This window comes from Cupriavidus sp. 94F1 (genome assembly GCF_057798875.1).
The window spans coordinates 61,487-76,274 of the sequence record NZ_JBYOJT010000003.1 but is presented as its reverse complement, the minus strand read 5'-3'; the positions used below and the strand labels follow the sequence as shown (position 1 = coordinate 76,274).

General features: G+C 65.9%; 15 protein-coding genes. 12 read left to right on the top strand and 3 right to left on the bottom strand.

Annotated elements, in window-relative coordinates; translation table 11 throughout:
* Nucleotides 1-30: 30 nt before the first annotated feature.
* From AC3FJ6_RS08060 to bfr, 8 genes are all read left to right on the top strand, one after another.
* Nucleotides 31-1,572, top strand: coding sequence for an ammonium transporter (locus AC3FJ6_RS08060; RefSeq protein WP_488771424.1), 1,542 nt, complete (start codon nucleotides 31-33; stop codon nucleotides 1,570-1,572).
* A 528-nt stretch (nucleotides 1,573-2,100) separates the two neighbouring features.
* Nucleotides 2,101-3,396 (top strand): glutamate--cysteine ligase, encoded by a 1,296-nt coding sequence (gene gshA, locus AC3FJ6_RS08055; RefSeq protein WP_066739913.1) that lies wholly within the window; start codon nucleotides 2,101-2,103, stop codon nucleotides 3,394-3,396.
* 99 nt (nucleotides 3,397-3,495) lie between these two features.
* On the top strand, nucleotides 3,496-4,449 hold the full coding sequence (gshB, locus tag AC3FJ6_RS08050) for a glutathione synthase (RefSeq protein ID WP_488771423.1): 954 nt from the start codon (nucleotides 3,496-3,498) through the stop codon (nucleotides 4,447-4,449).
* Between the two features lie 125 nt (nucleotides 4,450-4,574).
* On the top strand, nucleotides 4,575-5,030 hold the full coding sequence (locus tag AC3FJ6_RS08045) for a PTS sugar transporter subunit IIA (RefSeq protein WP_153949029.1): 456 nt from the start codon (nucleotides 4,575-4,577) through the stop codon (nucleotides 5,028-5,030).
* Nucleotides 4,999-5,268, top strand: coding sequence for an HPr family phosphocarrier protein (locus AC3FJ6_RS08040; protein WP_092603109.1), 270 nt, complete (start codon nucleotides 4,999-5,001; stop codon nucleotides 5,266-5,268). Before AC3FJ6_RS08045 ends, AC3FJ6_RS08040 begins: the two co-directional genes overlap by 32 nt.
* A 49-nt stretch (nucleotides 5,269-5,317) precedes the next feature.
* Nucleotides 5,318-7,075 carry a phosphoenolpyruvate--protein phosphotransferase gene (gene ptsP / locus AC3FJ6_RS08035; protein WP_488771422.1) on the top strand — a complete coding sequence of 586 codons (1,758 nt, stop codon included), beginning with the start codon at nucleotides 5,318-5,320 and terminating at the stop codon, nucleotides 7,073-7,075.
* 225 nt (nucleotides 7,076-7,300) lie between these two features.
* Complete coding sequence (locus AC3FJ6_RS08030) at nucleotides 7,301-7,582, top strand: (2Fe-2S)-binding protein (protein ID WP_488771420.1); 282 nt, start codon at nucleotides 7,301-7,303, stop codon at nucleotides 7,580-7,582.
* A 169-nt stretch (nucleotides 7,583-7,751) separates the two neighbouring features.
* Nucleotides 7,752-8,231 (top strand): bacterioferritin, encoded by a 480-nt coding sequence (gene bfr / locus AC3FJ6_RS08025; protein ID WP_092603115.1) that lies wholly within the window; start codon nucleotides 7,752-7,754, stop codon nucleotides 8,229-8,231.
* 258 nt (nucleotides 8,232-8,489) lie between these two features.
* Here bfr and AC3FJ6_RS08020 read toward each other — a convergent pair whose 3' ends face one another.
* The 3 genes from AC3FJ6_RS08020 to gpmA all read right to left on the bottom strand — a co-directional run bounded on the left by AC3FJ6_RS08020 (nucleotide 8,490) and on the right by gpmA (nucleotide 11,907).
* Complete coding sequence (locus AC3FJ6_RS08020; protein WP_488771419.1) at nucleotides 8,490-9,242, bottom strand: HesA/MoeB/ThiF family protein; 753 nt, start codon at nucleotides 9,240-9,242, stop codon at nucleotides 8,490-8,492.
* Nucleotides 9,243-9,344: 102 nt separating this feature from the next.
* Nucleotides 9,345-10,955, bottom strand: a complete 1,611-nt coding sequence (locus tag AC3FJ6_RS08015; RefSeq protein ID WP_488771418.1) for a S41 family peptidase — start codon at nucleotides 10,953-10,955, stop codon at nucleotides 9,345-9,347.
* A gap of 205 nt (nucleotides 10,956-11,160) precedes the next feature.
* Nucleotides 11,161-11,907: a 2,3-diphosphoglycerate-dependent phosphoglycerate mutase gene (gpmA, locus tag AC3FJ6_RS08010; RefSeq protein WP_488771417.1), complete on the bottom strand. Its 747-nt coding sequence runs from the start codon at nucleotides 11,905-11,907 to the stop codon at nucleotides 11,161-11,163.
* Between the two features lie 144 nt (nucleotides 11,908-12,051).
* Here gpmA and AC3FJ6_RS08005 point away from each other — a divergent pair, with 144 nt between their 5' ends.
* From AC3FJ6_RS08005 to AC3FJ6_RS07990, 4 genes are all read left to right on the top strand, one after another.
* Nucleotides 12,052-12,465: a rhodanese-like domain-containing protein gene (locus AC3FJ6_RS08005; protein WP_249640892.1), complete on the top strand. Its 414-nt coding sequence runs from the start codon at nucleotides 12,052-12,054 to the stop codon at nucleotides 12,463-12,465.
* Between the two features lie 87 nt (nucleotides 12,466-12,552).
* Nucleotides 12,553-12,810: a glutaredoxin 3 gene (gene grxC, locus AC3FJ6_RS08000; protein ID WP_066739793.1), complete on the top strand. Its 258-nt coding sequence runs from the start codon at nucleotides 12,553-12,555 to the stop codon at nucleotides 12,808-12,810.
* A gap of 202 nt (nucleotides 12,811-13,012) precedes the next feature.
* Entirely contained in the window at nucleotides 13,013-13,531 is a 519-nt protein-coding gene (gene secB, locus AC3FJ6_RS07995) for a protein-export chaperone SecB (RefSeq protein WP_066739790.1), read from the top strand.
* A gap of 131 nt (nucleotides 13,532-13,662) precedes the next feature.
* A complete protein-coding gene (locus tag AC3FJ6_RS07990; protein WP_488771415.1) occupies nucleotides 13,663-14,688 on the top strand; it encodes an NAD(P)H-dependent glycerol-3-phosphate dehydrogenase in 1,026 nt (341 codons plus the stop codon).
* Nucleotides 14,689-14,788 lie beyond the last annotated feature (100 nt).

Sequence of the window (14,788 nt, the reverse complement as noted above, 5' to 3'; positions counted from 1 at the left end):
ACAGAACTACGAGAGACAGAGGTTAGACCCATGAAAACCTGGTTCAAGCGATTCCTGACGGCTGGCGCGATGACGCTGGCGCTCGGCACGGCCGGCCTCGGCCTGTCCACCCATGCCGTGGCGCAGGACAAGCCCGCCGCCGAGGCTTCGGCCCCGGCAGCGGCCACCGCGCCCGCGGCGGCCCCGGCGGCAGCGGCAGCGGCAGCGGCTCCGGCAGCCGCCGCGCCGGCCGAAGCCGCACCCGCCGCCGCGCCGGCCCCTGTTCCCAACAAGGGCGATACCGCCTGGCTGCTGGTGGCCACGGCGTTCGTGATCCTGATGACGCTGCCCGGTCTGGCGCTGTTCTACGGCGGCCTGGTCCGGTCGAAGAACATGCTGTCGGTGCTGATGCAGTGCCTGGTGATCTTCTCGCTGGTGGCGATCCTGTGGGCCATCTACGGCTACAGCTTCGCGTTCACCGAGGGCAACGCGTTCTTCGGCGGCACCGACCGGCTGTTCATGAAGGGCCTGAACGTCGATGCCGTGGCGGCCACCTTCAGCAAGGGCGTGGTGATCCCGGAACTGGTGTTCTTCGCGTTCCAGTGCGCGTTCGCCTGCATCACCTGCGGCCTGATCATCGGCGCCTTCGCCGAGCGCGCCAAGTTCTCGGCCGTGCTGGTGTTCGTGGTGCTCTGGTTCTCGTTCGCCTACATCCCGATGGCGCACATGGTCTGGTTCTGGCCGGGCCCGGACGCCTACACCGACGCCGCTGCCGCAACCGCAGCCACGGCCAAGTCGGGCTGGCTGTTCCAGAAGGGCGCGCTGGATTACGCTGGCGGCACCGTGGTGCACATCAACGCCGCCGTGGCGGGCCTGGTGGGTGCCTTCATGTTCGGCAAGCGTATCGGCTTTGGCCGCGAGGCAATCCGCCCGCACAGCCTGACCTTCACGATGGTGGGTGCGTCGCTGCTGTGGTTCGGCTGGTTCGGCTTCAACGCCGGTTCGGGCCTGGAAGCCAACGGCGGTGCCGCGCTGGCCTTCGTCAACACGCTGCTGGCCACCTGCGCCGCCGTGCTGGCCTGGACCTTCGGTGAGTGGATTGGCAAGGGCAAGCCGTCGATGCTGGGCGGTGCCTCGGGTGCCGTGGCCGGCCTGGTGGCCATTACCCCGGCAGCCGGCTTCGTCGGCCCGATGGGTTCGATCGTGATGGGCCTGGTGGCTGGCCTGCTGTGCCTGTGGGGCGTGACCGGCCTGAAGCGCATGCTGGGCATGGACGACTCGCTGGATGTGTTCGGCGTGCACGGCGTGGGCGGTATCGTCGGCGCGCTGCTGACCGGCGTGTTCGCGGCACCGAGCCTGGGCGGCGTGGGCATCTACGACTACGTGGCCAACAAGGTGGCCGACGACTATTCGATCGCTGGCCAGCTGTGGATCCAGTTCGAAGGCGTGCTGACCACGATCGTGTGGTCGGGCGTGGTGTCGCTGGTGGCCTACAAGCTGGTGGACATGCTGATTGGTCTGCGCGTGCCGGAAGAGGAAGAGCGCGAGGGCCTGGATATCACTTCGCACGGCGAAACCGCCTATGAAGGTTGATATCCACAACAGAGTTGTGCTGGAGAGCTGATTGGGAATCTTCTCTCAGGAGTTTTGCCCCGGCCTTGCGCCGGGGCTTTTTTATTTTCAGGCGCGGAATCCCAGTGTGATCGCTGACTGGCATTCCGCGCTGCGGAACCGCCCGTTTTGCACGCCCCAAGGCGGGACAAGGGCTGCCGGCCCTATTCGCAGGGTGCTTAAATCGGATCTTAAAAAGTCTCAATTGTATTTAATGGGGTGCGCGCATAGAGTGCCAGTGAGGCAGTTTCCTCCACCTGCAGAACGCTCCCCGTATCTGTCAGGCCATTTGAAAGCGCGGCACCACGCCGCGCTTTTTTTTTCTGCGGCCGTTCCGGCCCCCCGGCGGCACCCCGGCCGGCCCGGCTCCGGGGTTTGAAAACCGCCGATCAGCCCCATATCCCCATCCCTGGCCAGGTTCCGCATAAGGTTATGCAAGGCGAGCCTGCAGCCAGATAGCCGTTCCCTTACAATCGGGGCGGACAATAAAGCTGATTCCTTAGGATGGATATGGTCCCGCATCTCATCACCGCGCTGAACGGTCCGCTGCTCGAACTGGAAAAGAAGATCCTGGACGCTACCCCGTCCATCGAGCGTTGGTTCAGGCTGGAATGGCAGGAACATACCCCGCCGTTCTACTGTTCCGTCGACCTGCGCAATGCCGGCTTCAAGCTGGCCCCGGTCGACACGAACCTGTTCCCGGGCGGTTTCAACAACCTGGCGCCCGAGATGCTGCCCCTGGCCGTGCAGGCCGCCATGGCCGCGATCGAGAAGATCTGCCCGGACGCCAAGAACCTGCTGCTGATCCCGGAACGCCACACGCGCAACATGTTCTACCTGCAGAACGTGGCGCGGCTGTCGCTGATCATGCGCCAGGCCGGCCTGAACGTGCGGCTGGGCTCGCTGTCCGAGGAAATCACCGAACCGACCCCGATCGAACTGCCCGACGGCCAGACGCTGGTGGTCGAGCCGCTGGCGCGGCTGGGCACCAAGGGCCGCCGCCTGGGGCTCAAGGATTTCGATCCCTGCTCGATCCTGCTCAACAACGACCTCTCGGCCGGCATTCCGCCGATCCTGGAGAACATCAACGAGCAGTACCTGCTGCCGCCCCTGCATGCCGGCTGGTCCACGCGCCGCAAGAGCAGCCACTTCGCCGCCTATGACGAAGTGGCCAAGAAGTTCGCCAAGCTGATCGACATCGACCCGTGGATGGTGAACCCGTACTTCGCGCGCCAGTCGGGCGTGAACTTCCACGAGCGCATCGGCGAGGAAGAACTGGCCGATTCCGTCGAAGGCGTGCTCAAGAAGATCGCCAAGAAGTACCGCGAGTACGGCATCAAGGAAACGCCGTACGTGGTGGTCAAGGCCGATGCGGGCACGTACGGCATGGGCATCATGACCGTGCGCGACCCGTCCGAGATCAAGGGCCTGAACCGCAAGGAACGCAACAAGATGAGCGTGGTGAAGGAAGGCCTGGAGGTCTCCGACGTCATCATCCAGGAAGGCGTGCACACGTTCGAGAAGGTCAACGAGGCCGTGGCCGAGCCGGTGGTCTACATGATCGACCGCTACGTGGTGGGCGGCTTCTACCGCGTGCACACGGGCCGCGGCAACGACGAGAACCTGAATGCGCCGGGCATGCATTTCGTGCCGCTGGCGTTTGCCCCGAACGGTATTCCGGACAGCCACGCCAAGCCTGGCGCGGCGGTGCCCAACCGCTTCTACATGTATGGCGTGGTGGCTCGCCTGGCGCTGCTGGCAGCCTCGGTGGAGCTCGAGAAGACCGATCCCAACCCGATCCTCTGACCTGCGGCGCCCGCCGCCTGTCACGCACGCCCCCGGTCCGGCGCGGTCGATCCGAACCCGCCGGACGCTTTTCACCTGACGCCAACGCGACGAGCCATCATGCGCATCCTTTTCATCACCGACCCGCTGGAAACCTTCAAGACGTACAAGGATTCCACCTACGCCATGATGACCGAGGCGGCGGCGCGCGGGCACGAGCTGTTCTTCTGCCTGCAGTCGCAGGTGTCGCTGTCGGCCGGCGTGGTCGAGGCCGTGGCACGGCCGCTGACGCTGCTTGACGATGCGCAAGACTGGTTCCGCCTGGGCGAGGCCGCGCTGCTGCCGCTGGCCACCTTCGATGCGGTGCTGATGCGCAAGGACCCGCCGTTCGACATGGAATACGTGACCAGCACCTGGCTGCTGGAACTGGCGGAAAAGCAGGGCGCGCGCGTGTTCAACAAGGCGCAGGCCATCCGCGACCAATCCGAGAAGCTGGCGATTGCCCAGTTTCCGCAGTTCGTCACGCCGACGCTGGTCACGCGCGACGCGGGCCGCATCCGCGCCTTCCACGCCGAACACAAGGACATCATCGTCAAGCCGCTCGATGGCATGGGCGGGATGGGCATCTTCCGCGTGGGGGCCGACGGCATGAACCTGGGCTCGATCGTCGAGACGCTCAGCGACAACGGCGCCCGCACGCTGATGGTCCAGCGGTACATCCCCGAAATCAAGGCGGGCGACAAGCGCATCCTGCTGATCGGCGGCAAGCCGGTGCCGTACTCGCTGGCGCGCATTCCGCAAGGCAGCGAGATTCGCGGCAACCTGGCCGCCGGCGGCGTGGGCCGCGCCCAGGAACTGAGCGCGCGCGACCGCGAGATCGCCGAGACGCTGGCGCCGGGCCTGTTCAAGCAGGGCCTGCTGCTGGTGGGCCTGGATGTGATCGGCGACTACCTGACCGAGGTAAATGTGACGAGTCCGACCTGTTTCCAGGAAATCACCCAGCAGACCGGCTTCAACGTGGGGGCGATGTTCATCGACGCGCTGGAGGAGGCCGTGGCCAGCGACCGCCGTTGAGCCGGCAGGCAGGGCGGTACGCCGGGGTTGATGCGAAGGCGCCACAGTCGCGGGGGCGCACATAAACACGGGAGAGGCCGCAAGGCTGCCTGCTACAATTTGGGCAGTCCAACGGATTCACCATCATGGCAGGAATTCTGATCATCGCGCACGCGCCGCTTGCTTCGGCGCTGCGCGATTGCGCTGCCCACGTCTACTGTGGCCAGCCGCCCCGGCTGGCAGCCATCGACGTCGTCGCCGACGCCGATCCGGCCGCCGTGCTGGCCGAGGCCCAGCGCAGCCTGGCCGCGGTATGCGAAGAAAACGGTGCCCTGGTGCTGACCGATATCTTTGGTGCCACGCCCGCCAACATTGCCGCGCGCCTGGCCGAGCCGGGCCGCGTCAAGGTGCTGGCTGGCGTGAACCTGCCGATGCTCGTGCGCGCGATCTGCTATCGCGCCGAAAAGCTTGACCAGCTGGCCACCAAGGCATTGGCCGGCGGCTCGCAAGGGGTGCTGCAGATTGGCACGACCGCCGTCCAGAATCAAACCGCAAATCATCCCGACAAATATGCTGCAGAGGGACACCACCATCATCAATAAGCTCGGGCTCCATGCCCGCGCATCCGCCAAGCTGACGCAGCTGGCGGGCAATTTCAAAAGCCAGGTCAAGATGTCCCGGAACGGCCGCCAGGTGGATGCCAAGAGCATCATGGGCGTCATGATGCTGGCCGCCGGCATTGGCTCGACGGTCACCATCGAAATCGACGGCCCCGACGAGCAGGAGGCGATGGACGCCGTGCTGGCGCTGATTGCCAACCGCTTCGGCGAAGGCGAGTGAGGCCTGGCGCCACACCCAGAATTCCTTAACGTTCCTGACGGAGCGGGTCATGCCCTTTGCCTTGCACGGCATTCCGGTTTCTCGTGGGGTCGCCATCGGGCGGGCCCATATCCTGGCGCCGGCTGCGCTGGATGTTTCGCACTACCTGGTCGACGAAGACCGTCTCGACGCCGAGGTGGAGCGATTACGCGCGGCGCGCGCGGCCGTGCGGGCGGAACTGGTGACCCTGAAGCGCGACCTGCCGCGCGACGCGCCCGAGGAAATGGGCGCGTTCCTGGACGTCCACGCGATGATCCTCGACGACGAGGCGTTGTCGCGCGAGCCCGAGGAACTGATCCTCCAGCGCCGGTACAACGCCGAGTGGGCGCTGACCACGCGGCTTGAAGAACTGATGCGGCAGTTCGACGAAATCGAGGACGAGTACCTGCGCGAGCGCAAGGCCGATATCCAGCAGGTGGTGGAGCGGATCCTGAAGGTGCTGGCCGGCGCGCCCGTGCTGGCCCCCGCGCCGGTGCCGGCCCTGGCCCCCGATGGCGAGGCCGCGCCCGGCGTGATCGTGGTGGCGCACGACATCGGCCCGGCCGACATGCTGCAGTTCAAGCACACGGTGTTCCACGGGTTCGTGACCGATCTGGGCGGGCGCACGTCGCACACCGCGATCGTGGCGCGCAGTCTGGACATTCCGGCCGCCGTGGGCGTCAAGAGCGCCAGCGAGCTGATCCGCCAGGACGACTGGATCATCATCGACGGCGATGCCGGCCTGGTCATCGTGGATCCGTCGGCCATCATTCTCGAGGAATACCGCCACCGCCAGAGCGAACGCGCGCTGGAGAAAAAGCGGCTGCAGCGGCTGCGGCACATGCCGGCCGTCACGCTGGACGGGCTGGAAATCGAGCTGCTGGCCAATATCGAACTGGCCGAGGATGCCGGTGCGGCGCTGGCCGCCGGTGCGGTTGGCGTGGGCCTGTTCCGCTCGGAATTCCTGTTCATGAACCGCCGGAACGAAATGCCCGACGAGGACGAACAGTTCCTGGCCTACTGCAATGCCGTGGAGGCCATGCACGGCCTGCCCGTGACGATCCGCACGATCGACGTGGGTGCCGACAAGCCGCTGGACGGCCTGGGCGAAGACTTCGAGACCGCGCTGAACCCGGCGCTGGGGCTGCGGGCCATCCGCTGGTCGCTGTCGGAACCGGCGATGTTCCTGACCCAGTTGCGCGCGCTGCTGCGGGCGTCGGCGTTCGGGCCGGTGCGGCTGCTGATCCCGATGCTGGCCCACGCCAGCGAGATCGACCAGACGCTGGACCTGATCGCGCAGGCCAAGCGCCAGCTGGACGCGCGCGGCCAGCCGTACGATCCGGGCATCAAGATCGGGGCGATGATCGAGATCCCCGCTGCCGTGCTGCTGCTGCCGCTGTTTCTCAAGCGGATGGACTTCCTGTCGATCGGCACCAACGACCTGATCCAGTACACGCTGGCGATCGACCGCGCCGACAACGCCGTGGCCCACCTGTACGACCCCCTGCATCCGGCGGTGCTGCAGCTGATTGCACGCACCATCCGTGACGCCAACCACGCCGGCGTGCCGGTGGCGGTCTGCGGCGAAATGGCTGGCGATCCGGCGATGACCCGCCTGCTGCTGGGCATGGGCCTGCGCGAATTCTCGATGCATCCGGCCCAGCTGCTGCGGGTGAAGCAGGAAGTCATCCACGCCGACTGCGAGCGGCTGTGCAAGGTCGTGGACCAGATCCTGACCTGCTACGAGCCCGAGGAACAGGCGGCCGCCCTGAAGCTGCTGTCGGCATAGCACAACCCTTAAATCCTTAGGGTTTTTGTCTCGATGTTGGCGGATCTGACGCCACTTTTCCATGCGAAAAGTGGCGTGCCAGATGCCTTTTCCGGTCATTTCCATGGCGCTGTGCACGACGCTTCCCATGTGGATTAATGGGAATTGTTATCATTTTCGATCTCTGTTATTCTGCCTCTCATCGCGTGCGGCATGCCGGTGCCGCCAGCCCTCAGGAGGCAAGTTGTGTACGTCTGCATCTGCAATCAGGTTACCGACCATGAGATTCATGGTGCCGCTCATCTTGGCGTGACCACGCTCGACGAGCTGGCCGAAACGCTAGGCGTGGGAACCTGCTGCGGCCGCTGCCGCGACTGCGCGAAGCAAGTGCTTTGCGAAGGCGTTGCCGCTGTGAAGACCATCCAGATCGTTGACATTTCAGCCTGTTCGCCGGCTGCGTCACATGCCATAATGGACGCTCGTGACCCGGCAGTCGCGAACGACCAGCGTACCGCGCTGGTTGCCTGATTCAGGAAGCGTTCACACACCGAACAACGCGTGAATTGAAAAGCGCGCCCACGGATTCGTCCGCGGCGCGTTTTGTCGTTCCCGACCGTTGCATCTCGCTGCATTTCGTCGCCTTCGTCCATTCGCCGGGTCCGTTTGTGGTCTGCAACATCCGCATCAGGAGCCCCGAATGAAAGGTGACAAGAAGGTCATCCAGCATCTGAACGCCCAGCTCAAGAACGAGCTGACCGCGATCAACCAGTATTTCCTCCACGCACGCATGTACCGCCACTGGGGCCTGAAGAAGCTCGGTGATGTCGAGTACAAGGAGTCGATCGGCGAAATGAAGCACGCCGACCGGCTCATCGACCGCATCCTGATGCTCGACGGGCTGCCCAACCTGCAGGACCTGCACAAGCTGCTGATCGGCGAAGACACGCCCGAAATGCTCAAGTGCGACCTGAAGCTGGAGCAGACCGCGCACGCCACGGTCAAGGAAGGCATTGCGTACTGTGAATCCGTTGGTGACTACGTCAGCCGCGAACTCCTGGTCGATATCCTCACGGACACCGAAGAGCATATCGAGTACTTGGAGACGCAGCTGGACCTGATCGACAAGGTCGGCCTGCAGAACTACTTGCAGTCGCAGCTGGAACCGGGCGAGCAATAAGCGCGCTGGCTTCCGACCCAGTCGCGGCCTGACCGATCACCGGCAGGCGCGGCAGGGCAAGCGCGTGGCGCAGGATGGCGCCACGCCCCGGTGCGGAGCGGGTTGGTAACCCTTCTCATTCGGATTCTTGTCTCCATCCAGTCACATTGCGCCAAAAATGGCGACCCGGCGGGGAGGGGGCTCCACCGCGGGTCGCCAGGTTTCCAGGCGACATTCCTGCCTTTTTCCGTTTTCCTACGCGGTTCGGCCTCGCCGGCCCTAATGCGCCTGTCCGCAGACCTCGCAGCCGGGCGTGCGCGCCAGGCGCATCGTGGTCCATTCCATCGTCATCGCATTGACCATCAGCAGCCGGCCGGCCAGCGTTTCGCCCACGCCGGTCAGCAGCTTCAGCGCCTCGGCCGCCTGCACGGTGCCGACCATGCCGACCAGCGGCGCGAACACGCCCATCGTGGCGCAAGCCGCTTCCGGGGCCGGTTCCGACGGCGGAAACAGGCAGCCGTAGCACGGCGCCTCGGGGTCGCGCAGGTCGTACACGCTGACCTGGCCGTCAAAGCGCAGCGCCGCGCCCGAGACCAGCGGCCGGCGATGCTTCAGGCAGGCCCGGTTGACGGCCTGGCGCGTGGCGAAGTTGTCGCAGCAATCGAGCACGACATCGGCCTGTGCCACTAGTGCATCGAGCTCCACACCGCCCACGCGTTGCGCCACCGGGCGGATATCGACGTCGGGATTGATGCGCAGCAGACCTTCCCGGGCCGACTCCACCTTGGGCCGCCCCACGTTGGCAGTGGTATGCAGGATCTGGCGCTGCAGGTTGGTCAGGTCGACATCGTCGTCGTCGACGATCGTGATGCGGCCCACGCCGGCCGACGCCAGGAAGGGCAGGGCGGCCGCACCGAGGCCGCCGGCACCGATCACCAGCGCATGGCCAGCCAGCAGACGCTCCTGGCCCTCGATGCCCACTTCATCCAGCAGGATATGGCGCGAATAGCGCAGCAGCTGATCGTCGTTCATGGTTTGGCGGCAAATGAAAAACGGCCCGACGGTGGCATGCCGCGGGCCGCAGGATGAGGGGGGAAGCGCGCCGCGCGCCCTGGGACGGGCAGCGCGTATCCGTTACTTCTGACCGGTCGGCGTGCCCAGCGGCTGGCCGATCGGCGCGCTCGCGGGCGGCTGGCTGGCCGGCGCGGGCTTGGCCGGAGCCGGAGCGGGCTTGGCGGCCGGCTTGGCCGGGGCCTTGCCTGCCTTTTCTTCCTTGGTGTCGGGCTTGCCGGCCGTGCCCGTGGCTTCCAGGCGCGACTTCGACTTCTGCACCGGCTTGCCGTCGAGCTGGGCGATGGCCTGCTGCAGCATGAAGTCCTCGGCCGAACCGAATTCCACCGGCTTCTTCTTGCGATCCTTCTCGCGTTCTTCCGGCGTTTTCTTCGCGTTTTCCTCTTCCAGGCGGCGCAGCTCGTCCACGCGGCGCTGTTCGCGCTCGTTCATTTCCGGCTCTTCCGACTCCTGCTTGTTGTGCAGGTGGCGCTCGGTGTCGATCTCGCGCGTGATCAGTGCGTCATCCGGATCGCCTTCCGGGTTCTGGTCGACCGGGATGTCCGGGCGGATGCCCTTGGCCTGGATCGACTTGCCCGACGGCGTGTAGTAGTACGCAATCGTCAGCTTGATGCCGGTGTCGTTGGTCAGCGGGCGCACGGTCTGCACCGAACCCTTGCCGAACGTGGTCTTGCCCATGATCAGCGCGCGCTTGTGGTCCTGCAGCGCGCCGGCCACGATTTCCGAGGCCGATGCCGAGTAGGCATTGGTCAGCACGATCATCGGCAGTTTCTTGAACTGCGCGGGCAGGTCCTTGAGCGGATCGTCCTCGAGCGACGAGAGGCGGTAGTTGTTGAACGTGGCCTTGTAGACGCGCTTGGCGTCGGGCACCTGTCCGTTGGTGGACACCACGGTCGCATCGTCCTGCAGGAAGGCTGCCGCCACGCCCACCGCGCCTTGCAGCACGCCGCCGCCGTTGTTGCGCAGGTCCAGGATGATGCCCTTCAGGTTCGGGTTCTTGTCCGCCATGTCCTTCAGGCGGCGGCCCAGGTCGGCCACGGTGCGTTCCTGGAAGCTCGTCAGGCGCACCCAGCCGATGGTGTTGTTGTCGAGCATCTTGGTCTTGACCGACTGCACGCGGATTTCGGCGCGCGTGATCGAGACCGGGAACGTGCGTTCCTCGCTCTTGCGGTAGATGGTCAGCGTGACCTTGGTGCCCGGCTCGCCGCGCATGCGCTTGACCGCCTGTTCCAGCGGCAGGCCGCGCACGGGCTTGTCGTCGATACGGGTGATCAGGTCGCCCGGCTGGATGCCGGCGCGGAAGGCGGGGGTGTCCTCGATCGGGTTGATGACCTTGACCAGGCCTTCTTCCTGCGAAATCTCGATGCCCAGGCCGGCAAAGCGGCCGCGGGTGCCTTCCTGCAGTTCCTTGAAGTCCTTCTCGTCCAGGTAGGCCGAGTGCGGGTCGAGGCTGGCGACCATGCCCTTGATGGCTTCGGTCAGCAGCTTCTTGTCGTCGACCGGCTCCACGTACTCGCGCTTGATCTGCCCGAAGATGTCGGACATCAGCCGCAACTGGTCGAGCGGCAGCGGCCCAGAGCTGTTCTGCGCGGTGGCCGAGATTTGCAGCGTGGCCAGCACGCCGGCGACGACGCCGACTGAGACGAGGCTAATGTTCTTGAGCGTCTTACGCATGAGGGCTGCCTGAGCTTTTGTGGATGATGCGAAAGGGAAATCCCTGGCCGGACGGGTTACGCCCGGCGCGGATTGACCGACAGTATAAGAGGGTGCGCAGAAAAAGACCTGCGGGCCACCACACCATGGTGGGGGCGGCCACACAAGGCCGTGTCGCGCCTACCCGGATGCCGCCCGGGCCGGCGCGTGCGCGCACCGGCGGCGGTCAGCGGGCCTTGCCCTGGTTGGCCACGGCGGCCAGCGAAGCGGCAATCGCTTCCTGGTCGCCCAGGTAGTAGTGGCGCAGGGGGCGCAAGTCGGCGTCCAGCTCGTAGACGAGCGGGGTGCCATTGGGGATATTGAGGCCGACGATATCGTCATCCGAAATCTGATCCAGATACTTCACGAGCGCGCGAATGCTGTTGCCGTGAGCGGCAATCACGACGCGCTTGCCGGATTTGATGTCGGGAGCGATGGATTCGTTCCACAGCGGCATGACGCGGGCGACCGTATCCTTCAGGCATTCGGTCAGCGGCACCTGCTCGCGCGGCACATTGGCGTAGCGCGGGTCGTTGAACGAGGCGCGTTCGTCGGTCGGCTCCAGCGCGGGCGGCGGCGTGTCGTAGCTGCGGCGCCACACCAGCACCTGCTCGTCGCCATACTTCTTTGCGGTTTCCGCCTTGTTCAGGCCGGCCAGGGCGCCGTAGTGGCGTTCGTTCAGGCGCCATTCATTGCGCACCGGAATCCACATCAGGTCCATTTCGTCCTGGACGTGCCAGAGCGTGCGGATGGCGCGCTTGAGCACCGACGTGTAGGCCACGTCGAACGTGAAGCCGGCTTCCTTCAGCAGTTGACCGCCCTGTCTGGCCTGCGCCACGCCGGTATCGGTCAGGTCGACGTCAACCCAGCCGGTGAAGCGGTTTTCGAGATTCCACGTGGATTCGCCGTGGCGGATGAGAACGAGCTTGTACATTGCAGCTTCCAGGGTAGTAAGTAACCTGCGGCGCGCGGCGCCTGCGTCACGCCCGGGCGTGGCAGGCGCCGCCCGAAATAATCGGCGCTGGCGCGAAACCGCGTATTTTATAATGCCGCCGACCCAACCCAACGGAATGCCAACGTGAATTTCTTCGCCGATTACAACAACCTGGCTCTGATCGCGATCGCCGTGGTCTCGGGCGGCCTGCTGGCCTGGCCGCAAATCAAGGCCGGCACGGGCGGCAAGCGCGTCAATACGGCTGCCGCCACGCAGCTGATCAACAAGCGCAACGCGGTGGTGGTGGACATCCGCGACGCCGCCGAATTTGCCAAGGGCCATCTGCCCCAGGCCAAGAGTGCGCCACTTGCCGATATCGGCAACCGCGCGGCCGGCCTTGCAAAGGACAAGGCGGTCCCCATCATCGTGGTGTGCCAGAACGGCCAGCGTTCGAGCAAGGCCCAAGCAGCCCTCAAGGAAGCCGGTTACAGTGAGGTATATGCGCTGGAAGGCGGCATGGCTGCGTGGCAGCAGGCCGGCCTGCCGGTGATCAAGTAATACAACAGCCCCCTTCAACATGCAGCACGCGGCGCGGTACTGCCCTGGGCGGTCCGCGCCGCTGTTTTTCAGTCAAGGAGAATCCGCATGGCCCGCGTCGTCATGTACAGCACGGTTGTGTGCCCCTATTGCCAGATGGCCGAGCGCCTGCTCAAGCAGCGTGGCGTGGAAACGATCGAGAAGATCCTGATCGACCGCGAGCCGGGCCGGCGTGAGGAAATGATGACCCGTACGGGCCGTCGTACCGTGCCGCAGATCTATATCGACGAAACCCATGTGGGCGGCTTCGACGACCTGTCCGCGCTGGATCGCCAGGGCGGCCTCGTCCCGCTGCTGGCTGCCTGAGCCGGCCGGACGCTCGCGGCCGGAGTGCGGGGCGCCGGCTTCGCTGCGCTGCAGCAGATCAAGCGATAAATCTGATAATGCCGCGGTACGGTGAATTCGCCATCGGCGTCATGTACCATATGCGCTTTCCAAACAGCCGGGGCTTCGGCATCCGGCTGCGCATGGCGCAGCGCGCCCAAACCGATCCATCCGGAAGCCTTTCATGAGCGACCAGCAACAAGCCACCCAGCAGGACGACCAGCCCTTCTTCAACATCCAGCGCGTGTACCTGAAGGACATGTCGCTCGAGCAGCCGAACTCGCCGGCCATCTTCCTCGAATCGGAAGCCCCGTCGGTGGAAGTGCAGGTCAACGTCGGCGCGGCCCAGCTGCAGGAAGGCATTTTCGAAGTGGTGGTGACGGGCACCGTGACGACCAAGGTGCAGGACAAGGTGGCATTCCTGGTGGAAGCCCATCAGGCCGGCATCTTCGATATCCGCAATGTGCCGGCCGAGCAGCTGGACCCGCTGCTGGGCATCGCCTGCCCGACCATCCTGTACCCGTACCTGCGCGGCAACATCGCCGACGTGATCACGCGTGCCGGTTTCCAGGCCATCCACCTGTCGGAAATCAACTTCCAGGCGCTGTACGAGCAACGCCTGCAGGCTGCCATGGAAGAGGCGCAAGCCCAGGGCGGCGACTCGGGCATCGTGCTGCCGGACGGCAGCCAGGCTCGCCACTGATCCGCGCCACGCCCGGATTAGACGAAAAACGGGGCTTCGGCCCCGTTTGCGCTTTCTGATGGCCCACGCTCCCGTGACATCCATACTGTCTGCATGACCGCGCATCCGTGCGGCCCGATCCTCGATCTGCCATGAAACTGACCATCCTGGGCGCCGGAGCATGGGGCACCGCTCTGGCCAGCCACGCTGCCGCCGATACCCGCCACGATGTGGTGCTCTGGGGGCGCGATGCGGACCAGCTGGCCGACATCGCCACCACAGGCACCAATGCGGCCTACCTGTCTGGCGTGACGCTGTCGCCCCGGCTGGCCTGCGAAGCCGATTTCGACCGCGCCGTCGATCATGCGCTGGCCGACGCGCAGGGCCTGCTGGTGGTGGCCACGCCGGTTTCGGGCCTGCGCGAGATGACGCGCCGGCTGGCGCCGCGCCGCCGCGGGCCGCTGGCCATGCTGTGGCTATGCAAGGGCTTCGAGGCCGATACCCACGCGCTGCCGCATCAGATGGTGCGCGAGGAACTCGACGCGCTGGGCGTGGCGCCCGGCGAGATCGAATACGGCGTGCTGACCGGGCCGAGCTTTGCCCGGGAGGTGGCGCAGGGGCTGCCGTGCGCGCTGACCGTGGCGGGCTCGACGCACGCGCTGGCGGATCTGGCCCAGACGGCGTTCCACCATCACGCGATGCGCATCTATGGCAGCGACGACCTGATCGGCGTCGAGGTCGGCGGTGCGGTCAAGAACGTGCTGGCCATCGCCACGGGCGCCAGCGACGGGCTGGGGCTGGGCCTCAATGCGCGCGCGGCGCTGGTGACGCGGGGCCTGGCCGAAATGACGCGCCTGGGCCTGGCGCTCGGCGGCCGCATGGAGACCTTCATGGGTCTGGCGGGCATGGGCGACCTGATCCTGACCGCCACGGGCGACCTGTCGCGCAACCGCAAGGTGGGCCAGCAACTGGCCAGCGGCAAGACGCTCGAACAGATCCTGCATGACCTGGGCCACGTGGCCGAAGGCGTGCGCTGCGCGCGGGCGGTGGCCGACCTGGCCGCGCGCAAGGGCGTGGAGATGCCGATCACGCGCGCGGTGTGCGCGGTGCTGTTCGACGGCTTGCCGGCGGCCGATGCCGTGGACCGCTTGCTGCAGCGCGACGCCCGGGACGAGTAACGCATCGGGTGATGGAACGGCCGGCCCTCTCCCCCCCCCCCCCCCCCCCCGCCGGGGCGGGGGCCGGGGGGGGGGGCCCCCCCCCCCACAACCCCAGCGA